We start from the raw sequence: 20253 nt of genomic DNA, 5'->3' as shown, positions 1-20253 counted from the left end.
ATAAAATAAAAATCGAGAGACAGCATTCCCTTCTCCCGATCTCCAGCCCCTATTTGTTTTCCTGTTCCTTCCATCTGCCTCTCCCGCTCCCCGGCTTAATACTCCTGATATGCAAGTCCTTCAATATATTTAAAACCGCCCTGGCAATCATCAGGACACTGCCAGCGAGGAAAAATGAAATAGCTATTCTTTGATCCACATCTGTCAGATACAGGATGCTTCCAATGAAATACAAAACGCCAAGAAAGAAATCATTCAGCCAGGAGAGGACATTATACCTCTTCTCCACAATCATCTTGTATTTTCCTACCTGGATATACACGTCCTCGTCATTATCGTACACCTTTTTTTCAATCTGCAATGCAATCACCCTCCCATTGGGTTTTTCCCTTTTTCACTGCAAGGATTCGTGTTATTTACTGGAAAACAAAGTCGCAGGAGTGATAGCCTGGCATAAATCCTCTCTTTATACAAAATAAAAAGCCGCCCGCAAGCAGCTGTTAAAGTCCCCTATACCTGCCATATTCTCTTTGCCTGTTCCAGGTCGTTGAAACGGATGATGTTTTTCTGCATCGGCGGTGGGCATGCCATATTGTACTTTCTGATCTTTTCGTTGATAGCAGCAGCGTCCTGCTCTGAATTGCATGAATGGACCATTTCGGAGATTTCTTTCTGGAGCTTGAGCCAAGGCGGCAAATAGCCGGCATCCTTGGCGATTTTCTGAAAATGCTGGTAAGTATCCTGCTCAAAATACTCTTTAGGCAGCGGCTTGCCCTTTCCGATGAAATTATCTTTTTCCCCTGCATTTTCAAGAATATCCCCGATTAGATCGTTATATTTCCTGTCCATGGAAGGCCTCCCATCATAGCGTTTCCCTATATATTATCATTATTTTCAAAATATTAACATAAGAGGAAAGGCTGCCTGACAGCTTTTTCTCAGCTCTTCATGCTGAAATGCTTCCGCTCATGCTCCAAAAGCCACTCTTTTCTCCAAATCCCCCCGGCATATCCGGTCATCGTCCCATTTGTGCCAATGATCCGGTGGCAGGGAAGCACAATGCTCAGCTTATTTCTTCCGTTTGCTGTCCCTACTGCCCTGACCGCCTTTTCGTTTTCAATCAGAGAAGCAATATCCTTGTAAGTGCCTGTGCTGGCATAAGGAATGGAAGTTAAAGCATTCCAGACACGCTGCTGAAAATCAGTCCCCTCCAGCATATATGGAAAAGTGAATTCCCTGCGTTCCCCTTTGAAATATTCGTCCAGCTGCTGCCAGCATTCTTTAATGGCTTCAGGATGCTCTTTTTCCAGCTGGTATTCTGCTTTTTCACGATCTGTAAATAATATTGATAAAACGGCCTGGTCATTGCCGGCAATTTCAATGGTGCCGATCGGTGATTCGTAATCGGCCCGGTATCGTTTATTCATATAAAGACCTCCATAAATAAAAGACTGCATAAGCCTGCCAGCCATCCCACCTGCTAGCGGCTTTTTCAATTTCTTGGATGGATGGCTTTCTGTCTAAGCCCATCTGCTGCTTTAAGGCGTTCTGAAGCCCCGCGTCCCCTATCGGGAAAGCGGAAGGGTCGAGCAGGCATTTCATCCTTACATAATCTGCGGTCCATGCCCCGACTCCTTTAAGAGACATCAATACATCCCTTGCTCCCGGCTGGCCTAACAGATCATCCTTTTTGAGCCTTTTTTCTGCCATCAGCTTTGCAATTCCAATAATGTATTCTGCTTTCCGCCCTGTAAACTGCAGCTGCTTCAGCTCATCCGGTTCAAGGGCAGCAATCTTTTCTGGTTCAGGAAATAACCAAAAGCACCGGCCCTCATAACGAAAGCAAGTCCCATACTTTTCGGTGAAAGCCTTTTTCAGTTTATAGGCGAAGGTGAGATTGATCTGCTGGCCGATTACCGCCCAGACAAGCGCTTCAAATAAATCAGGGATTCCTATGATCCGCAGCCCGGCATACCGTTCTGCCAGACCCTTCAGGAGCGGGTCCCTGGCGGCCATCCTTATAAATCCACCTGTATCACGCTTTAAATCAAGCCACTCTTCAATAAAGGCTGCTGCCTTCTTTCTTCCATTATCATATGGAGCCCCAAGCAGAAAGCTGGCATGAAGATGGGTTTCTGTAGAGCTTATCTTCAGAAGGATCACTTCCCCATCAAAGACAATCCCTTTATAAACCGCAGAGTCTTCAACATAATGAAGGATCTCCTGGCTTGATCTGCCCAGGAAGACGAGGGCTTCACCGAAAGAAAAATGAGCAGGCAGCTCCAGCTGCATTGAAGATTGATCGTCTTTCCACCTCATTCCTGAGGCACCTGCTTTCGTTTCCGGTATTCACTTGGCGTGCAGCCATTCAGTCTCCGGAAGCTTTTATAAAAACTTGAAGGGCTGTGAAAGCCTGCTTCAAAGCATATCTCCAAATTCGTCAGCCCGGAGTGGACCAGCAGATTGGCGGCTTTATCCACCCGAACCTTTTCCAGGTATTCCCGTGGTGTTTCAGACGTTTCCTCTTTGAACAACCGCTCCAAATAGAATGCACTCACCCCTGCATCCTCTGCAATATCCTGCAGTGTCAATTTTTCCCCATAATGATTAAGCAGGAAAGAAGAGACCTTCCGGACCAGACCGGTTTGAGGGGAATGCTCCACTTCCGGCTGGCACCTTTTGCAGGCCCGATAGCCTTTCTGCTCCGCCTCTGCTTTACTAAAATAGAATTCTACATTGATCTTTTTCGGCTTCCTTGACCGGCAGGATGGCCTGCAGTAGATTTTGGTTGTTTTCACTGCTGTAAAAAAGAGGCCGTCATACTTCCGGTCACAGGCAAGGATTTTCTCCCACATTTCTTCAAAAGATAAAGAAACTTTCTCCAACCTTTCCCCTCCTGTCTTCAGCTTTGTACTGCCATTTTACAGGATAAGGCTCCCGGTTTCGTCTTCAATCTTGCTGTTATGGTCCATGCTTTGCAAATCATCAGCCGTGTGCGAAGGCTTATAGAGAAATAGATTTCATGCCCGCCTGCTGCTTTTAGGCCTACAGACAGCAGGAGATTCTTACGAGCGGTCTCTCCTGTACAAATCCCTGCTTTTATATCCCTCCTCCATGATCATTTTCATCTCTTCCCGCCTTTTTTCCCTTGTTGCTTCCTGCTTGGCACTGTAGACATACCTGGCCCAGTCCTTCCGGTATCCAGGGGTAAGGGACTGGTAGAATGAGAGCAGATCAGGCCGGCCGTCCAGATCTTTCTCTACTTCAGGAATCTGATCGACATAATCATCGACACATTGGCTTGCCCTGGCAGAGGCTTTATTTTTACCATCCGAATCTTCTTTAAGCCCCACTACCGTAAACACCTCATCAAGCCCCGCCATCCGGGAGAATTTGATGCTGCTTCCGTTAAGATAGCCATCCTCATCGGCTCCGAGTCCCGCCAGCAGTTCATCACGATGGATGAAGCTGTCGTACACCTTATTGCCCTTTTTCGGATAAGCTAAGTACAAATAGCCGCCAGGCTCCAGATAACGGCCATTTATGATTTCAGAAACAGCTTCCTGCAGGGAAGGCATATCGAGTACAAATGCAAAAACCAGGTCATAGGAAGTACCTTCTGCAAGCCCGGTACTATAACCCTCCAGTTCAGGTAAATAGTTCTTTCCTTCAGGCATATGAAGAACGGCTGCCTTTTTGTACTTTAATAGATTCAATTTTTCAGCGATTGTTTTAGCCATAAGCTTTTCTCCTGTGTCCTTATTTTTAAAATTGTCAGACGTTCAATATCTCCCGGATATCATCCTCTGTTAGCATTCCCTGACTTTTTCCGCCAGGCTCGATGACCTCTTCAATGAGATTCCGCTTCTTATCCTGCAATTCGTTCATCTTTTCCTCAATGGTGCCGCGGGCCAGCAGCTTGATCACCTGTACATTATGCCTTTGGCCCATTCTGTAGGCCCGGTCTGCAGCCTGGTTCTCGACTGCCGGATTCCACCAGAGGTCATAAAGGATGACCGTATCGGCGCCGGTCAGATTCAGGCCGGTCCCGCCCGCCTTCAGGGAAATCAGGAAAAAGTCATGCTCACCGCTGTTAAAGCGCCCGCACAGCTTGACCCTCTCCTCTGAGGGAGTCTGTCCATCCAGGTAGAAAAAGCCGATGCCCTGCCTGGCCAATTCCCTGCCGATCATATCGAGCATTTTCGTAAATTGGGAAAAAATCAGCACCCTCCTGCCGGACAAACGTGATTCTTTAATGATCTGGAGCAGCTGCTCATATTTCGCAGAGCTTCCCTTATAGCCGTCCACGAACAGAGCCGGATGGCAGCAGATCTGCCTCAGCCTGGTGAGCCCGGCAAGGATCCGAATCTTGTTTTTTCGGAGGGTGTCTTTGTCCAGATGCTTGAGTGTGTCATGGCGGAGCTTGGCCAGATAGGCAGCATACAGCTTCTTCTGATCCGGCAGCAGCTCGGCCGACTCAAGATATTCTGTTTTTTCCGGGAGCTCTGAAAGCACATCCGACTTTAATCTCCTGAGGAGGAAAAGGCTGGTCCTCCTGCTGATCGTTTTTCTGCCCAGAAAGCTGAACTCGCGGAGTCCCTGGAATAGCTCCGGGAAGATCACATGAAAAATCGACCATAGCTCCTCCAAAGAGTTTTCAATCGGTGTCCCTGTAAGCGCGAACCGGTTTCCTGCCTGGATCTTTTTAACCGTCCTTGCCGTTTGGGTGACAGGATTTTTAAACGCCTGTGCCTCGTCGAAAAAGACTGTGCTGAAATGCTGTTTCTCATAGCTGCTGATGTCCTTGCGGAGCAGCGGATATGACACAATCAGGACATCCAGCTCTCCTGCTTCTGCCAGCATCTTCTCCCTTTCAGCTTTGCTTCCGTCCATCACTATGCTCTTGATCTTCGGTGCGAATCTTTCAAATTCACTCTGCCAGTTATAGGTCAGGGAGGATGGGCATACGATCAGGGCAGGCTGCCGGGTCCTCCTGATTGCCGGAAGCTCGGACAGGATATAGGCGATAGCCTGGAGCGTCTTTCCCAGACCCATATCATCTGCAAGGATTCCGCCGAAACCATAGCCCGCCAGCGTTTTCAGCCACTGATACCCTTGCTTCTGGTAGTCACGCAGCACAGGCTCCAGGCTTTCAGGTACGGCAAATTGGCGGCTGCCAGGGGTCCGGACCTCCTCGAGAAAGCTCCGGAAAGAATCTTCAAAGCTGAATACTTCCCCTTCCTCCAGCGATCCCATAAGGCGGAGCGCCGGGACAATAGGCATGTTCAGTCCCTCTTCCAGATTCTCATCCTGGGCAGGAACCTCATTCAAAAACCGCCTGATCTCATCAAATTCCCTGGACTCAAGAGAAAGCAGCGCCCCATCCCGCAGCCTGTAATATTTCCTTTTTTCCTCAAGAGAAGCCAAAAGGCCGCGGATTTCATGCTCGGGGATTCCATCCATGGCAAATTTGAATTCCAGCCAATTGGTCCGTTCTTTTTTCACTTTAACGGAAATGCGCGGATGGAGGCTTTCCCTGAAGATGCGGTTCCTGATCGCGGTTGTCGCATAGACCTTGACCATCGTCTGAAGCTTTGGAAGCTGCCGGTACAGGAATTCATATTCCAGCTCTTCATTCTGGAGATAATAGCCGCTGTCGGTTCTGGCAAAGCTGCTTTCCTCCATCACTTCGAGGATAGCTCTTTCTTTTTCCTCATCCCTGATCAGAAGGAAATCTGTATGGAACTCCTTCTCCTCAAGCGGATTAAAGACGACTTGATCATACTGAAATTCAAGGCTTGCCAGGAGCCTGTTTTTCAGGCGGTCCAAGTAGAGCTTGGCTGTCAGCGGAGATTGAATGAGCTGAGTCTTCATACCGCCCGGAAGATGCACTTCTCCCAGTTTTTTCAATCCTGGTACGACCTTTTCCAGCAGAAAGCCGACCTGCTCCTTTTGGATGGGAATCCGGTCTGTCCCTGAAGCAGCGAGCATCCCCTTCAGGTCTGCGAGGCGCTTGCAGTCCTCATTTTCAAGCTGATATATCATTCCCCGGTACAAGACAGACTGATATGCCTGCAGAATCAATATTTTGTCCATGCCCTTCACCACAAGCCGGCCGCCTTTGTTTTCGTTCAGCTCAAAACGGAACGTCAATGGCAGCGGGTCGCCCGGCAAGCTGATGCCTTCGTATACATGCCCTTCATTTTTATGCTGAGCATTCGGGGCAGCTGTGAGAAGGGAAAGGAGCCGTCTCCAGGAGGTAGGCGGGATTAATAGGATAGACGGGTCCCCGTCTAAAGTCTGCCCTTCTTTATGGGCCTGCTCATCCTCAATGATCCGCATCAGCTCCTGGAGAACAGCATCATCCTCTTTCCGGAAATAATGCCCGGCAGGTTCGTATGTAAAGAAGGGGGAAACTATACTCTGGCTTCTTTCTTTTACATCCATAAGGAATTTCCTGATGTCCCTGACCGGGTGCAGGGCTATGCTGGCTTCGATTCCCAGCATGGTGCTTCCATCTGCAAGAGATATCGGCATGCATGTAAAGCAGGCCTCTGCAGGCTGCCTGTTCTCGAAGTGCAGCTGTTCCCCGCTTGAGCGGGAAGGCTCTTTTTCGAAAATTGTCAGCAGCCCTTCTGCCAGCGACTCATGCCCCTCTCCCTCCACATCCATAAATGGGGCTGTGCCATTTTTCTGATGATCAAGAATCGCCAGCAGGACGGCCGCAATATGCTGGCAGTCTGTTTTGACTGAAGCAAGCCTCGGACAGCTGCAGTCCGCATGATAGCCGCCTTTCCCGTCCCCCTGGATGCTGACATGGAAATCCTCGGCAGCCATCACATCTGCCTCACAGTAATCCGGCTCAAAGCGGCTGAATACTACCTTCCTGGAGCGGTAGAAAGAATCTCCTTTCCTAAAAGAAACCAGCCCGCACGATTCTTTTATTTTTTTGCTGTCCAATTGAATGTTCAACTATATCCCCTCGTCCATTATTGATATTGAAATTTTATCATAGAGACAGGGAAAACCCTATTTCTCTTTCCTGCCGATCTGCCTGATAATTGTAAAATTATGGCCTGTACCCTGGACAGAGGCAGACCTTTTCTGTTATATTATTATAGTTACCTAAAGTAACTATTACCATTGATAACTAAATGTATAGAGGTGTTTGCCATTAAAACGTTTCAGAAGTTCTTTCATCAGCTATTGATGCTCTACCGCCCGTTTGAAAATAAGCTTAACCAGCTTCTTGCACAGCATCTGCTTCAGAGGGCGCAATGGACGATTTTATATTATATTGCCAATTTCGGCTCAGCCACTCTCGTTGAGCTTTCCCATTACCAGGGAGTTGAAAAACCGACCGTCACACGGACAATCACCCGGCTGGAGGAGCTCGGCTTTGTGGAGCAGATGCCAAGCAAAGACCGCCGTGAAAAAAGGATGCAGCTCACAGAGCTCGGCCATAAAGTCTACTGTGAAGTGCGGCTGACCATTGATGAATTCGAGCAGAGAATCCTTAAAGGTTTTACAGAAGAAGAACAGCTCGAAGCCATTCGCATCATGGAAGGCATCCGCAGCAACTTAATGGAACAGGGGGAAGCACATTGAACAGCTCAGAAGCAAAACTTTGGACGAAGGACTTCATCGTTGTATCCTCCATCAACTTTTTTTTAACACTTGTCTTTTATTTGCTGATGGTCACCATCTCTGTCTATGCCGTCAATGAATATGATGCATCGACAAGCCAGGCCGGACTTGTAACAGGGATCTTTATTATCGGGACGCTCATCGGCAGGCTGTTCATCGGGCGCTATATCGATCTGGTCGGCCGCAAAAGAATGCTTTTCATCGGTCTGATTTTCTTTACGCTGACGACTCTTTTATATTTTGTCCATGCCGGGGTTGCCTTTCTTCTGGCCAACCGCTTCGTTCACGGAATTACGCTTGGCATGGCCAGCACCGCTACAGGTACAATCGTTGCGCAGATCATTCCGGCAGCCCGTAAAGGCGAGGGGATCGGCTACTATAGCATGAGCGCGACACTGGCAACAGCCGTCGGACCGTTCATCGGGATTTATATGAGCCAGCATACAAGCTTTGAAATGATATTCAGCTTCTGCCTGGCATTGGGGATTATAAGCCTTGCGACTGCCTTTCTTGTCACTGTCCCGCCTGTCACAGGCTCTCCGAAGAGCGCAGAAGCAAAAGGCTTCAGGGTTTCGGACTTTGTGGAACCAAAAGCGCTGCCGATTGCGGTCATCACCCTCGCTATCGCGTTTTGCTATTCCAGTGTCCTATCATTCATCAATTTCTATGCAATGGAGCTTGATCTTGTGGACGCTGCAAGCTTCTTCTTTATCGTCTATGCAGTCGCCGTCCTGCTGTCCCGCCCGTTTACAGGGCGCATGATGGACCTGAAGGGCGCCAACTATGTCATGTATCCGGCATTCATCCTGTTCGCAGCCGGCATGCTCCTGTTAAGCACAGCAGGGTCAAGCTTTGTCCTGCTCTTATCAGGTGTCCTGATCGGCCTTGGGTTTGGAAATATGCAGTCAAGCACACAGGCGATCGCCGTCAAGCTGACGGCTCCGCACCGGCTGGGTCTTGCCACTTCGACTTTCTTTATTTTCCTTGACGCAGGCCTTGGATTCGGCCCATACCTGCTCGGCCTTGTCATTCCCATAACAGGCTACAGCAGCCTGTATATCATGATGGGCGCCCTGATCCTGCTGTCTGCTGTACTGTATTATTTCCTGCATGGCAGGAAAGATCATGCTTTACGGTCAGCTGCTGATGCAATGTAGTTAGAAAAGGGGTATCCTCCAGATGTGAGGATACCCCTTTTTTCATTTTAATTTTATTTCTGCATTCCCGTTGATGGATGCAGGGTAGTCCAGAAGCTCGAGAAGGATATCCTGCTCACTGGCTTCTTCCTTTGGATACGGAACATAATAGGTGATATCCTTATCGACTGGCGAACCGCCTGCCCCAAAAGACAGCCCCTCTCCAATAGTCCTGCCTTCCAGATCGGCTGCATGCATGAAAATCATTGTATCCAAAAAGCTGAAAGGTGCTTCCAGTTTAAGCTGCAGCTCATCTTTAAAAACACTTGCTGATTTCAGCTTTCCATCCTCCGGCGCCTTTATGATCTTATTCTTTGAAGGGTTCACCCGGACAATGAGTTCATCCTTATCAAGAGCCCGGATGGAGTTAAAGCGCAGATACAATTCTTTCGGATCTGCAAAATAACTGCTTTCTAAATAAATGACAGATTCGTTGTCATTCACTTTTACATCTCTTACATGATTGACCTTCCACTTGCCCCCATTTTCATCAGCGATATGGAGATCGTTAAACCCAAAGATTTTTTTCGTATTATCCGGATCAAATGCAATTCTCACCGCTGTCTGTGATGGATATATGCTGACATCCTTTACAGTCATCTTCTGCCCTTCAACCGTTACTGTTTTATTCAGGCTGTACACCTTTTTCTCAGCCAGCTTCTCTTTATCCAGTGCAAACGGCAGAACGACCGATTCAGACTGGCGGCTGTCATTCACTGTGAAACCCATTGAAAGGCTTAATTCATCAGGAAGGTCTGCCGCATCATCCAGCTGAAAACGGATTTCATGCAAATCTTCTCTGTCCGCAGTCCAATAAGTCCCATGATTCGCTTGGTATGGCAGCTTATTTCCTTCCCGGTCAAGCAGGTTTATATCTGTCGTGTAAACATCTGCAGTTTTATTTTCTGCCTCATAGCTGTAAAAAAGAATCAATGCCTGTTCATCGTAAATCGCAGAGTCCAGCGTTGCCTTTATACCATTTTGTTCAGCAGATGTCCCGATTCTTTGTATATATTCATTTTCAGCAGCTGCCGTCAGACCTCTGTCGCCGCTGACAAGCTCCATGACTTTCTCAAGGCCCGGCAAATTAGAGAAATACTCAGCCATCGTGCTGCCTCCTTTAACAGAAAACAGCAAAATGAGAGCCGCGGCCGCGGCCGTAAAAAGAGAGGCATACTTTTTCCTTCTCCTTCCTGCCGCTTTAGCCTGCCTGATTCCAGCCATGATGGCCTGGTCTGCCAGCTCATTTGAAACCATTAAACGGTCCAGTTCTTTCCTTGAACGGTCCAGCTCCCTCTCTTCATTACTGAACATTGGCTTCACCTCTTTCCCCCAGCTGCTCACGAAGAGCCTTAAGCCCTTTGTACAGCCATGTTTTAATGGTACTTTCCGGACTTTCAAGCAGGTTCGCGATTTCTTTTATTTTCATATCATGATAATACTTCAGGATAATAACTTCCCTGCACTTTGAATCTATTTTTTCCAATGCTTCCTCAATTTCAAGCGCTTGGCTGTAATTGTAGGTCTCTGCCAATGATTCTGTTAGATCCAAAGGTGCTGCTCTTTTCTTCTTTCTGCTTTGATCATGGCAGTAGTTAAGCATGATCCGGATCAGCCAGGTGGAAAAATAATCTGCCTGTTTCAGGCTGCGGATGGATCGGTATGCCCTGAATGTGACCTCCTGCAAGGCTTCAAGCGCTTCCTCCTCGTTTCTCAAATAAGAATAGGCAATTTTAAGCAGCTGCACTTTGTGCGCTTGCACCAGCTCATAAAAAGCTTCATCATCCCCTTTCCGGGCTTTCTTAATTAATTTTGCTGTATCCAAGGAGATACCCCCTTTTTTTATTTCTACATGTTAGACAGGGCACAAGCGCAAAAAGACTTCCATTTCTAATTTTTTCTTTATTTTTGTATAAAGCAAGAAGTTTTTGTAAACCCATTCATTAAATTTCAATTCTGTAGTATCTTTAGAGAAACGAAATAATCAGAAACGTGGGGCTGCAGATATGTGGAAAAATAAGAATGTGTGGATTTTACTGACAGGGGAGTTCATTGCAGGACTCGGCCTGTGGCTTGGGATTATCGGCAACCTTGAATTTATGCAGGAAAAGGTAGCCTCGGATTTCCTGAAGTCTCTTATTCTCGCAGCAGGCCTGCTTGCCGGCCTCGCCGTCGGTCCGGCAGCCGGCAGAATCACGGACCAGGCAAGCAAGAAAACTGTCATGCTTGTTTCCGGCTTCGCCCGCTCTGTGAGTGTTGTCTTTATGCTGATCGCCATCCACACCGGCTCAGTCTGGTGGATGGTCGTCTTCCTCGTCTGCCTGCAGATTTCGGCTGCATTCTATTTCCCTGCCCTCCAGGCAGCCATCCCGATGGTGGTCGGCGAGAAAGATCTTTTGCAGCTGAATGGAGTGTACATGAATGTATCAACCCTTTCACGTGTGCTCGGGACTGCCGTTGCAGGGGTATTACTGGTCATCATGTCATTATCCATGCTGTATCTATTGTCCCTTGCTGCCTATCTGGGCTTATTCATTCTCACATGCTTCCTTAGCTTTGACGAGAAGAAGGAACTAAAGAAGCAGGAAGATGTCAAACAGAAGCCCGCAGGTTTTTCAGAGGTCTTTCCCGTCATCAAGGGGCTGCCGATTGTGTTTATGACACTCGTATTGACGCTTGTCCCGCTATTATTTCTTGGCGGATTCAACCTGATGGTCATCAATATCAGCGAGCTTCAGGACAGCTCGGCCATTAAAGGGTGGATTTATACTGCGGAAGGAGTTGCCTTTATGCTCGGCGCCTTTGCGGTAAAAAAAATCAGCGGCAAAAGCTCGCCATACAGCATCCTGTTTTTCTTTTCCTTTATCATCGGCATATCGCAGCTGATCCTTTATTTTGCTGATATACCTATTCTGTCTGTACTGGCATTCCTGATTTTCGGTTTTGCGGTCGGCTGCTTCTTCCCGACTGCCGCTACCATCTTCCAGACACGGGTGCCAAAGGATTTCCACGGCCGCTTCTTTTCTTTCCGGAACATGCTCGACCGCCTGGTCTTCCAGATTGTCCTCCTTATGACCGGATTTCTGCTTGACGCGGTCGGCCTTCAGTATATGAGCGTCATCTTCGGAGCCTTGTCCCTGTTCATGACATGCGCCTTTTACCTGAGGTTCAAGAGCCTGAAAAACGGGATGGAGCTGGCTGAGAAAGCCGGTTAAATAGAAAACGGCACCTGGATGGGTGCCGTTTTTTAATTTCCGTTTGCCTCGACCTTACCCGTATCCAATAGATACATAGAAAAGTCCTCGCCTTCCCCGTTTACCACAAGCACCCCGTCATCTGTAAACCTCGGTTTTACCAGCCGTTCTTCTACATGCTCGAAGGAAGGCAGGGCCGCTGCACGATTATCAATGACCCTGTACAGTTTGACCGAATTTGAATCTTCTTTTTCCGGTATACTCAAAGCCAGGTAATCTTCGTATACGGCATAAGCATCGAAGGTAGGAGTCTTTACCTTGTGGAGCTTTCCGTCATCCAGGCTGATATACGCCAAAACCGGGGGCCCCTCGTCATTGTAAAGCTCCGCATAGATTTTCTCATCCGTCAGTGTTACATTCACAGCCCGGTCATAGGGAACTGTGAACTCCCTTTTCTCTTCCCCGCTTTTCAAGTCATAGAGGGTAAAAAGAATACTTTTTTCACCATCTCCCACAATGGTTTCTGGTATGACAATATGTCCGTCATCAAGGGATGTCTGGCTGTTTGTGCCTTCTCCTGTGAGCTCATGCAAATTACTTTCTTTCAATGTCAGTAAATCCAGCAGTTTATATCCGGTGAATTGATCGTCAGTACCTACAGAAAGATAACTCAACAGGTTTCCATAAACCTGATAATCACCAAATAACTCGTTTGGAATTTCTTCCATTTCCTGAGTCTGCCGATTTAATGCATAACCCTTTACCCCGCTGTCCCACACAAGCCAATGAGCATCCACAGCAAATTCATACAAGCCTGCCCCCTCTTCCGGCTTGACCAGCGTCTCTGTTGTTTTCGTTTCCTTATTAAAGGAATAGAACCCTTTTCCGTCTGTGTAGACCAGCTCTTTGGTGTCCCCAATATATTGAGAGTTGATTAAAGAAGGATAGCTTGCATCTGGAACCGTCACTTTTTCTAAAGAATCGTCAAGCTGCTGCCGTACTTCATTCTCTTCCAGCTGCTCCTGGACATAGGGTGCGGCAAGTATGCCCGACAGCCCGAGGATAGCGGCAGCACTGACAAGGGGCAGAATGAGCCTGCTGCTGCGTCGGGGCTTGCGTTCGAGGCGTTTGGCTGCCTCTGTTAAAATTGTCCGCTTCTGCCTGCCTGACATGGTGATATGATCCGGGATGCTGTCCTCAAGTTCCTTTTTAATATTCTTTGGCATCTTCAATCTCCTCCTCTCCCATTGTCAGCCGCGCCATTTTCCTTCCCCTGGCCAGCCTGGTTTTCACCGTATTGGCCGGGCACTTCAAAATATCCCCGATCTCCTTTACAGAAAGCTCTGCATAATAATGGAGCCAAAGGACTTCCTTATATTTGGCCGGCAGCCTGTCGATCAGCCGGAAAGTCCAGCTTTCCCCCTCCCGCCTCAGCACTTCCTCTTCAGGGTTAAAATGGGATGAAGGCATCACACTTTTTCTATTAAAAAGATCTATTTTTCGGAAAGACCAGCTTTTCAGGTAGTTTTTGCATTCATTCACGGTCATTCTGTATAAATAGGTTTTAACGCTGGACCGGCCTTCAAATTGTTCCAGCTTCAGATAATAGCGGATATATACCTCCTGGATGATATCCTCAGCTTTCGCTTCGTCTTTCACGAAGGCATAAGCGAGCCGTGTCAGATAATGCCCATATGCATCCATGGCTTCTGTAAGCAATTGGTCTCTTTCTATTTTCTCCAATTCCTTCCCCCCTTCTTCCCGGCAGTTAGACAATTCCAAACATGTTATGGTTTCAAAAAAGTTGCTCTTATTTTGTTTTTATCCTATGAATGCAGCAAAAAACCGCCTATCCAGGACAGGCGGCTTGCTGATTAGTATACTTTATCTCCATTGAAGATGGAGTTTTTGACAATAACATAGTCCACATTCTTGATGGCGGACAGCTTGTTTCCTCCCGCATAGGAGATGGAGGACTGTAGATCCTGTTCCATTTCGATCAGCGTATCTTCTAAAGCACCTTTGTATTCAACGTGCATTTTCTTGCCTTCCACGTTCTTCTTTTCGCCTTTTTGGAACTCGGAAGCAGATCCGAAATATTCTTTGTACAGCTTCCCGTTGACTTCGACTGTTTCTCCAGGGGATTCTTCATGTCCCGCAAAAAGGGAACCGATCATGACCATGGAAGCGCCGAAGCGGACTGATTTGGCAATATCGCCATGTGTGCGGATGCCCCCATCCGCAATGATCGGCTTGCTTGCTGCCTTGGCGCACCATCTTAATGCAGCTAATTGCCAGCCGCCTGTTCCGAAGCCGGTTTTGATTTTTGTAATGCAGACCTTCCCTGGCCCGATTCCAACCTTCGTTGCATCTGCCCCGGCATTCTCAAGCTCGCGAACAGCTTCAGGCGTACCGACATTTCCGGCGATGACAAAGCTTTCCGGAAGAAGCTTTTTAATGTGCTGGATCATTTTGATCACGGCATTTGAATGGCCATGGGCGATGTCGATTGTAATATATTCAGGAACAAGCTTCTCCTCCGCCAATTGCTGGACGAAAGTATATTCCTCTTCTTTAACCCCGACACTGATTGATGCATATAATCCGCGGGATTTCATATCTCTCACAAATGCCAGGCGCTTTTCAGGCTGAAAGCGGTGCATGATGTAAAAATAATTTTTTTCTGCTAATTGGATGGAAATGCGCTCATCAATAATGGTCTGCATATTCGCAGGCACAACCGGCAGCTTAAAGGTGCGTCCTCCAAACTCAACCGTTGTATCACACTCAGTCCTGCTGTTCACAATTGATTTTGCCGGAATTAATTGAATATCCTCGTAATCAAATACATTATCCATGAGTAACACTCCTTATATGTGTATAAAATCAAGTCCTGCTTCCTCGGAAGCATCCAGAGTCAACTATTATTATTATTCGGCGGGCATTTACTGTCCCAGCCCATTAAAGAGTTTAATACACGAACGATAAAAAGTCAACTTATATTAATGTTCGTATTTAACAAGTAAAATATCTTTTGAAAACAGATACATTCCATTATTCGTGTTAAACAGACTGCAAAATAGAAATCCCCCTCTTATCCGCAAAATTAAATGAATCTTTATGAGAACCTTCGACGTAAGTAACATTAGGACTTAATTTTTCTATTAAATTGTTTTCAGGAGTGGTATTTTTGGAATCGCGGATTGCACCGCCTCAAAACAGATTATCAAAAAACGCGGTAAAAGTTTGGATTACGGCCGATATGATCGGCGACATTATTGCCTTCGCCGTTCTCGGCACACTATTTTATCTGGATCATTATTTTGCATGGAAAGAGTGGATCGGCTGGATTCTGATCGGGTTAGTGGTGATTACAGTTCTCTCAATTCCCTGGTCTATCATCAGGCCGATGCTGCTTTATAAAAATTGGCGGTATGGAGTGGACGAGGAATTCCTGAAGCTGAAATTCGGGGCGATCACCGAGAAGCACCAGCTGGTACCTATGACAAAAATCCAATCTGTATCTGCCAGCCAGGGACCATTGATGAGGAGATATGGCCTCTATTCCATCTCGATTGAAACGATGGGCTCTTCCCACAGCATTCCTGCATTGCCTGAGGAAGTGGCTATGCAGCTGCGGGATACGATTGCCCGTTTCGCCAAAATAAAGGAAGTGGAACAATGATTGAGGAGAAACGCCATCACCCGCTCATCATGCTGATGAATCTCTACCAGCTGGTGAAGGGTTCCATATTCATCGTTTTCTTTCTGTTTGTCATCAAATTTGGCTCTGATGCTGCGTATGTTAAATACGGAAGGCTGGTATTCTTCCTTTTCATGCTAGTTTCCGCTGTTTCAATTGTCCTGAAATGGCTGACAAGCACCTATAAGCTTGATGGCACTTCCTTTCACTTAAAAGAAGGGATTTTTACCAAATCGAATCAAACCATCCCTTTTTCAAAGGTACAGAATGTGAATTACCGCACCTCCCTTTTTCACCGGATATTCGGACTAACTTCAATCCGGTTTGAAACAGGAATGTCAGGCGCAGATTCAGCGATTGAATTCAAGGTGATCCGAAAGGAAGAAGCTGAAAATCTGGAAGAATATGTTTCCCGTCCACATGAAGAAGGCATTTCACTGGCGGATCCGGTGGACACTCCTCAAGCTGGCCCGGAAGCCGTAAGTGAGCAAACTGTACAATCTGTGCTTCCTGCCGGGAGGATCGTCCATTTTACCCCTGGAAAAAAGGACATCCTCAAAGCATCATTCACTTCCTTCAGCTTTCTTGTCCTGTTTTCCGCCATTTTGTCCATTTATTTTAAAATCGATGAAGTATTTGACCTGGACGAGCAGGCCCAGGGTCTTTTTGCCGCATTGATGGGTTCAGGACTCCTTCTTGCAGGCATCCTAATCCTTTTGCTGCTCGTTTCGACCGGGATCGGGGTGGCAAGGACTTATCTTAAATATGGGAAGTATGAAATCTCCTCTGATCAGGAGCGAATCTATATCGTCCAGGGAGTGCTCGATGAATCCAGATTCTCCATTTTAAAAGAGAGGGTGCAGGCTATTGAAGTGAAACAGCCGCCCATCAAAAGGCTGCTGGGACTTGCAGAAGTAAAGCTGACAAGCGCCGGCGGTGTAAGCCTCGGTGAGGATTCGCCTGAAATCAGCACCTTGTATCCGTTCCTCCCTGTTAAAAGGGCCTATGAAATGATTTCTGAAATCCTGCCGCAATACGAGGTCACCAGGGAAATGAAGCGGCTGCCAGGGAAGTCTTTCTGGATCCGCCTGTTAAAGCCAAGCTGGGTCTGGATTCTGGCCACTGCAGGACTGGCATGGTTCAAGCCTGAAATTCTTGATACAGAGAGAGCCTGGCTGTTCATTTCTGCTGGCCTCCTAATCATCATAGGCCTGTTGAGAGCCCTGGATTACTGGAATACAAGATACACCCTGAACAGCCAGTTCATCCAGATGAAATCCGGAAGCCTGTCCACTTCACTGTTCATTTCTAAGCGGGAAAAGGTGATTGAGATCAGCGTAACAAGCAATCTTTTTCAAAAGTGGCTCGGCCTTGCTTCAATTGAAACCGTCAACAGAGCCAAGCCGGTCCTCCATTCCAGCCTTGATGATGTACCGAAAGAAATGGCTGCAGACTTCTATGAATGGTATGTGGGAAGAGGAACGGAAATCAGGTATCAAGAATACTAAAAAAGGCAGGCGCCCAAATCAGGGTACCTGCCTTTATCTCTATTATTTAATCATCTGCTGGACAATTTTGCGGTTGCGCTGCTTGAACACATCATTATGGGACGAGACCATCGCGGCCCTGCCGGCGTCCGGCTGGATGAATTGCTTTGCTTTGTTCACCGCATTGGCAGCATCCTGGAACGCGCCTGCAATCAGATTGAGCTTGCCTTCATGCTGAAGGATATCCCCTGCTGCATAGAGGCCCTCAATGGACGACTCGCTGCAGCTGTTCCCGGAAATATAGAAATCCTGGGCAATATCAATCTTCAATCCGCTATTCTTCAATAATGAAGCATCCTGCTCATAGCCATGGTTGATGATGACTTCGTCCACATCCAAATAAGAAATTTCTCCTGTTTCACAATTAGTCAGCTCTACCTTTTCAATCATCTCATGGCTTTCACCTGCAATCAGCTTTGTGATTGACGTGCAGCCAAGGCAGATGGCTGAGCTCCCGAGAAGCTGGGACACCTGCGCCTCATGTCCGGATAGATTCTCCTTCCGGAAAGCGATATACACCTGGCGTGCGACCGGCTCCAGCTCATTTGCCCAATCAATCGCAGAATTGCCTCCTCCTGAGATGATGACCGTTTTATCCTTGAAATGCTGCAGTGATTTTACCGTATAATTTAGATTGGAAACCTCAAACCGTTCGGCACCCTCTATGTTCAGCTTCTGGGGATTCAAAATTCCGCTGCCCACAGCGACAATGATTGTCCTTGAATAGTGCAGCCTGCCCGAAGACCCGGAAAGGATGAAAATCCCATCCTCACCGCGGGAGATGGATTCTACCTTCTCATTAAGCACAACCTCTGGATCAAAGGTCAGTCCCTGCTCCACCAGCTGTGTAATCAGCTTTGCACCGGGAGTTGGCGTCAGGCCGCCGACATCCCAAATCATCTTTTCAGGATAAACATGTATTTTTCCGCCAAGCTGCGGCTGAAATTCAATCAGTTTTGTTTTCATTTCCCTGAGGCCGCTGTAAAAGGCTGAATACAGGCCTGCTGGCCCCCCGCCAATAATGGTGACATCAAAAATCTCCTGCTGATTCATTCCGCTCACTCCTCATAACCAATAGAATTGATTATCATTCTCATTTAAATATACTCCTTTTTACCCTTCAGCACAACAATAAACTTATCCGAAATGTCACAGCTTCTCTTTTTTCTGTCTCACCAGGGATGCATAGTCAATAGGCCTGAATCATGGTTGTTTGATCGGTGCACTATTCTGCTAATAAAAAAGGGTTAGTTAAAGTTCAATGTTGAGGTTACTTATAAAAAATGGAGCTTCCTGATTTGCGGAAGTTCCATTTTGTCATATTTGCTTGTTAAACTAACGCATCAGATAGTTCAATAAGCTAATTTTGGAGTCATTCAAGAAAATTTATTTTAGAGGAATCCCCGGCCAGCCATAAAAAGCGGATCTTCACGGACCTGAACGAGGGAATCAGTGACAAGTTTTAAAAATAAGCGGAGAAATTCCCCCAAATTTCGAAAAAACGTTAAAAACAGCTCAAATAGACGGAGAAATTACGTCTATTGACTCAAAAAACAAGAAAATGGGCAACTTCGCTTCGCTTAACCGGAAAATCTCCGCTTATTTCCACCCACCAGTGCCCTATTCAGCAGCTTAACCGGAAAATCTCCGCTTATTTTAAGGCTTGCTTGTCACTCAAATGAGTCTTTTTTCTGAGTATAGGAAATAGGACTCTTCCATTTCAACGATACTTTCATAATTAGATATTTTCATTTAATCAAATTATCAACAATAGACTTTAACAGAGCCTAAAAAAAGAAAAGCACCCGGCAGGCCCAGGCACTTCGTGTTAGTCTTCATCTTTTATATCCCGGTCTTCCGGAATCGGTTCATTCAGTACTTCCTCGACCAGCCTTTTATACTTCTCCATCTGTTCCAAATGGGTCTTGAATTGCTCTTTATAGATGAGATAATGCTCTCCGTCAAAAATGGCGCGGATTTTCTTCTGCTGCACAAGCTTTTCGACAGCAGCAGCTGGCATTGACAGATATTCTGCCGTTTCTTCAATGGTTAAATACATGGACTCAGCCCTTCTGTTCTTATGATCTTATTTACAGAATAGCATGTTTTGATGGAAATGAGGAGCCTACCGCGCCTTCTCCAGAGCAAGCTTGACACCGAACCCGATGAGAATGGTCCCGGTCAGTCCCTCGATTGCCTTCTGAGTTTTTGGTTTCTTCATAAAAGAACTGATCTGCTGGATTAAAAGTACATATAAGAAAAACCAGACGGCAGTCAAAACGGTATAGACCGCTCCCATAGTGAGGAATGGGATAAATGGCGCGGTTCCCTCTTCAACAAACTGCGGCAGAAAGGTCAGGAAAAATACAGCAACCTTCGGATTCAGCAGATTCGTCAAAAAGCCCTGCTTGAAAAACGTTTTCCCCTTTATCACTGACCCGCTGTTATTTTCATTTTCCTGTCCGCCATTCCTGATTGTTAGCAGGCTTTTGACTCCAAGATAGACCAGGTAGACGGCACCGGCATATTTCAAGATTGAAAAAAGCATAGCCGACTTGACTATGAGGGCAGAAAGCCCGGCAACCGCCGCAAGTGTGTGGATTGCCAGCGCAGAGCAGGTGCCTGCAATTGTCTTGAGCCCGCCCATCCTTCCTGCAGAGAGAGTATTTCTTGTAGCAACCGCAGTATCAGGGCCTGGCAGGATGATCAGAAAAATGCACATCAAAGCAAATAAAAAGAAGTTCACCATACGCTTTCCCGCTTTCTTTTTATATACCAATTTATACCACATGTCCGTAAATGTAAATATACTTTTGCACAGAAAAACAGCCAGCAGAATGCTGGCTGTTTCAGATTGTAGACAAAAGGCATTTCGAATGTGTCCATTCGAAGTGCCTTTTGAGTTTTTTCTTGTATTTCAAGAATATTGGTGCCTCGACGAGGCATTCTCTTAGACCATTTCTGGC

General features: G+C 46.8%; 20 protein-coding genes. 5 read left to right on the top strand and 15 right to left on the bottom strand.

The annotated features are described in order from the left end of the window. Positions 1-49: 49 nt before the first annotated feature. The 7 genes from LCM00_RS20745 to LCM00_RS20715 all read right to left on the bottom strand — a co-directional run bounded on the left by LCM00_RS20745 (position 50) and on the right by LCM00_RS20715 (position 6972). A complete protein-coding gene (locus tag LCM00_RS20745; RefSeq protein WP_224905617.1) occupies positions 50-361 on the bottom strand; it encodes a YrhK family protein in 312 nt (103 codons plus the stop codon). A gap of 149 nt (positions 362-510) precedes the next feature. Further along, positions 511-849 carry a DnaJ family domain-containing protein gene (locus LCM00_RS20740; RefSeq protein ID WP_224905615.1) on the bottom strand — a complete coding sequence of 113 codons (339 nt, stop codon included), beginning with the start codon at positions 847-849 and terminating at the stop codon, positions 511-513. A gap of 89 nt (positions 850-938) precedes the next feature. Beyond that, entirely contained in the window at positions 939-1427 is a 489-nt protein-coding gene (locus LCM00_RS20735) for a methylated-DNA--[protein]-cysteine S-methyltransferase (protein WP_224905613.1), read from the bottom strand. Next, entirely contained in the window at positions 1420-2319 is a 900-nt protein-coding gene (locus LCM00_RS20730) for a DNA-3-methyladenine glycosylase family protein (protein WP_224905611.1), read from the bottom strand. The genes LCM00_RS20735 and LCM00_RS20730 overlap by 8 nt, the downstream gene beginning before the upstream one ends. Next, positions 2316-2855 (bottom strand): bifunctional transcriptional activator/DNA repair enzyme AdaA, encoded by a 540-nt coding sequence (locus LCM00_RS20725; RefSeq protein WP_404802182.1) that lies wholly within the window; start codon positions 2853-2855, stop codon positions 2316-2318. Before LCM00_RS20725 ends, LCM00_RS20730 begins: the two co-directional genes overlap by 4 nt. 210 nt (positions 2856-3065) lie before the next feature. Further along, positions 3066-3740, bottom strand: coding sequence for a YdeI/OmpD-associated family protein (locus tag LCM00_RS20720; protein ID WP_224905607.1), 675 nt, complete (start codon positions 3738-3740; stop codon positions 3066-3068). Between the two features lie 34 nt (positions 3741-3774). Next, a complete protein-coding gene (locus LCM00_RS20715; protein ID WP_224905604.1) occupies positions 3775-6972 on the bottom strand; it encodes a DEAD/DEAH box helicase in 3198 nt (1065 codons plus the stop codon). 192 nt (positions 6973-7164) lie between these two features. Between LCM00_RS20715 and LCM00_RS20710 the strand changes: the two genes are divergently transcribed. Both LCM00_RS20710 and LCM00_RS20705 read left to right on the top strand, forming a co-directional pair. Continuing rightward, positions 7165-7608, top strand: a complete 444-nt coding sequence (locus LCM00_RS20710; RefSeq protein WP_224905602.1) for a MarR family winged helix-turn-helix transcriptional regulator — start codon at positions 7165-7167, stop codon at positions 7606-7608. Beyond that, entirely contained in the window at positions 7605-8804 is a 1200-nt protein-coding gene (locus LCM00_RS20705; protein ID WP_224905601.1) for an MFS transporter, read from the top strand. The genes LCM00_RS20710 and LCM00_RS20705 overlap by 4 nt, the downstream gene beginning before the upstream one ends. A gap of 42 nt (positions 8805-8846) precedes the next feature. Here LCM00_RS20705 and LCM00_RS20700 read toward each other — a convergent pair whose 3' ends face one another. Both LCM00_RS20700 and LCM00_RS20695 read right to left on the bottom strand, forming a co-directional pair. Then, positions 8847-10157 (bottom strand): DUF4179 domain-containing protein, encoded by a 1311-nt coding sequence (locus LCM00_RS20700; RefSeq protein ID WP_224905599.1) that lies wholly within the window; start codon positions 10155-10157, stop codon positions 8847-8849. Beyond that, the gene (locus tag LCM00_RS20695) at positions 10147-10668 is read right to left on the bottom strand and encodes a sigma-70 family RNA polymerase sigma factor (RefSeq protein WP_224905596.1); all 522 of its coding nucleotides are present in this window, start codon (positions 10666-10668) and stop codon (positions 10147-10149) included. The genes LCM00_RS20700 and LCM00_RS20695 overlap by 11 nt, the downstream gene beginning before the upstream one ends. 181 nt (positions 10669-10849) lie before the next feature. On the opposite strand from LCM00_RS20695, the gene LCM00_RS20690 reads away from it, so the two are divergent. Then, positions 10850-12058, top strand: coding sequence for an MFS transporter (locus LCM00_RS20690; RefSeq protein WP_224905594.1), 1209 nt, complete (start codon positions 10850-10852; stop codon positions 12056-12058). 32 nt (positions 12059-12090) lie between these two features. Here LCM00_RS20690 and LCM00_RS20685 read toward each other — a convergent pair whose 3' ends face one another. The 3 genes from LCM00_RS20685 to guaC form a co-directional block, all read right to left on the bottom strand. Beyond that, a complete protein-coding gene (locus LCM00_RS20685; protein ID WP_224905592.1) occupies positions 12091-13263 on the bottom strand; it encodes a hypothetical protein in 1173 nt (390 codons plus the stop codon). Then, positions 13247-13780 (bottom strand): sigma-70 family RNA polymerase sigma factor, encoded by a 534-nt coding sequence (locus tag LCM00_RS20680; protein WP_101552161.1) that lies wholly within the window; start codon positions 13778-13780, stop codon positions 13247-13249. The genes LCM00_RS20685 and LCM00_RS20680 overlap by 17 nt, the downstream gene beginning before the upstream one ends. A gap of 131 nt (positions 13781-13911) precedes the next feature. Continuing rightward, entirely contained in the window at positions 13912-14895 is a 984-nt protein-coding gene (gene guaC / locus LCM00_RS20675) for a GMP reductase (RefSeq protein ID WP_224905590.1), read from the bottom strand. Positions 14896-15227: 332 nt separating this feature from the next. On the opposite strand from guaC, the gene LCM00_RS20670 reads away from it, so the two are divergent. After that, positions 15228-15722 carry a PH domain-containing protein gene (locus LCM00_RS20670; RefSeq protein WP_224905587.1) on the top strand — a complete coding sequence of 165 codons (495 nt, stop codon included), beginning with the start codon at positions 15228-15230 and terminating at the stop codon, positions 15720-15722. Further along, positions 15719-17248, top strand: a complete 1530-nt coding sequence (locus LCM00_RS20665; RefSeq protein ID WP_224905585.1) for a PH domain-containing protein — start codon at positions 15719-15721, stop codon at positions 17246-17248. The genes LCM00_RS20670 and LCM00_RS20665 overlap by 4 nt, the downstream gene beginning before the upstream one ends. Before the next feature lie 42 nt (positions 17249-17290). Here LCM00_RS20665 and LCM00_RS20660 read toward each other — a convergent pair whose 3' ends face one another. The 3 genes from LCM00_RS20660 to LCM00_RS20650 form a co-directional block, all read right to left on the bottom strand. Beyond that, positions 17291-18340 (bottom strand): NAD(P)/FAD-dependent oxidoreductase, encoded by a 1050-nt coding sequence (locus tag LCM00_RS20660; RefSeq protein ID WP_224905583.1) that lies wholly within the window; start codon positions 18338-18340, stop codon positions 17291-17293. A 775-nt stretch (positions 18341-19115) separates the two neighbouring features. After that, positions 19116-19346 (bottom strand): excisionase family DNA-binding protein, encoded by a 231-nt coding sequence (locus LCM00_RS20655; RefSeq protein WP_224905581.1) that lies wholly within the window; start codon positions 19344-19346, stop codon positions 19116-19118. Positions 19347-19412: 66 nt separating this feature from the next. Continuing rightward, entirely contained in the window at positions 19413-20036 is a 624-nt protein-coding gene (locus tag LCM00_RS20650; RefSeq protein ID WP_224905722.1) for a LysE family translocator, read from the bottom strand. Positions 20037-20253 lie beyond the last annotated feature (217 nt).

It is taken from the genome of Bacillus infantis, assembly GCF_020171945.1.
In the GTDB taxonomy this organism is placed as follows: domain Bacteria; phylum Bacillota; class Bacilli; order Bacillales; family Cytobacillaceae; genus Bacillus_AB; species Bacillus_AB infantis_A.
The sequence above is the reverse complement of the archived record's forward strand: the minus strand, read 5'-3'. Positions and strand labels throughout refer to the sequence as shown.

Bases quoted from the DNA above. Each gene is read 5' to 3' on its own strand.
- guaC (WP_224905590.1), bottom strand. From the start codon at position 14,895: ATGGATAATGTATTTGATTACGAGGATATTCAATTAATTCCGGCAAAA.
- LCM00_RS20655 (WP_224905581.1), bottom strand. From the start codon at position 19,346: ATGTATTTAACCATTGAAGAAACGGCAGAATATCTGTCAATGCCAGCT.
- LCM00_RS20700 (WP_224905599.1), bottom strand. From the start codon at position 10,157: ATGTTCAGTAATGAAGAGAGGGAGCTGGACCGTTCAAGGAAAGAACTG.
- LCM00_RS20685 (WP_224905592.1), bottom strand. From the start codon at position 13,263: ATGCCAAAGAATATTAAAAAGGAACTTGAGGACAGCATCCCGGATCAT.
- LCM00_RS20735 (WP_224905613.1), bottom strand. From the start codon at position 1,427: ATGAATAAACGATACCGGGCCGATTACGAATCACCGATCGGCACCATT.
- LCM00_RS20665 (WP_224905585.1), top strand. From the start codon at position 15,719: ATGATTGAGGAGAAACGCCATCACCCGCTCATCATGCTGATGAATCTC.
- LCM00_RS20740 (WP_224905615.1), bottom strand. From the start codon at position 849: ATGGACAGGAAATATAACGATCTAATCGGGGATATTCTTGAAAATGCA.
- LCM00_RS20720 (WP_224905607.1), bottom strand. From the start codon at position 3,740: ATGGCTAAAACAATCGCTGAAAAATTGAATCTATTAAAGTACAAAAAG.
- LCM00_RS20650 (WP_224905722.1), bottom strand. From the start codon at position 20,036: ATGGTGAACTTCTTTTTATTTGCTTTGATGTGCATTTTTCTGATCATC.
- LCM00_RS20730 (WP_224905611.1), bottom strand. From the start codon at position 2,319: ATGAGGTGGAAAGACGATCAATCTTCAATGCAGCTGGAGCTGCCTGCT.
- LCM00_RS20690 (WP_224905594.1), top strand. From the start codon at position 10,850: ATGTGGAAAAATAAGAATGTGTGGATTTTACTGACAGGGGAGTTCATT.
- LCM00_RS20725 (WP_404802182.1), bottom strand. From the start codon at position 2,855: ATGTGGGAGAAAATCCTTGCCTGTGACCGGAAGTATGACGGCCTCTTT.
- LCM00_RS20660 (WP_224905583.1), bottom strand. From the start codon at position 18,340: ATGAATCAGCAGGAGATTTTTGATGTCACCATTATTGGCGGGGGGCCA.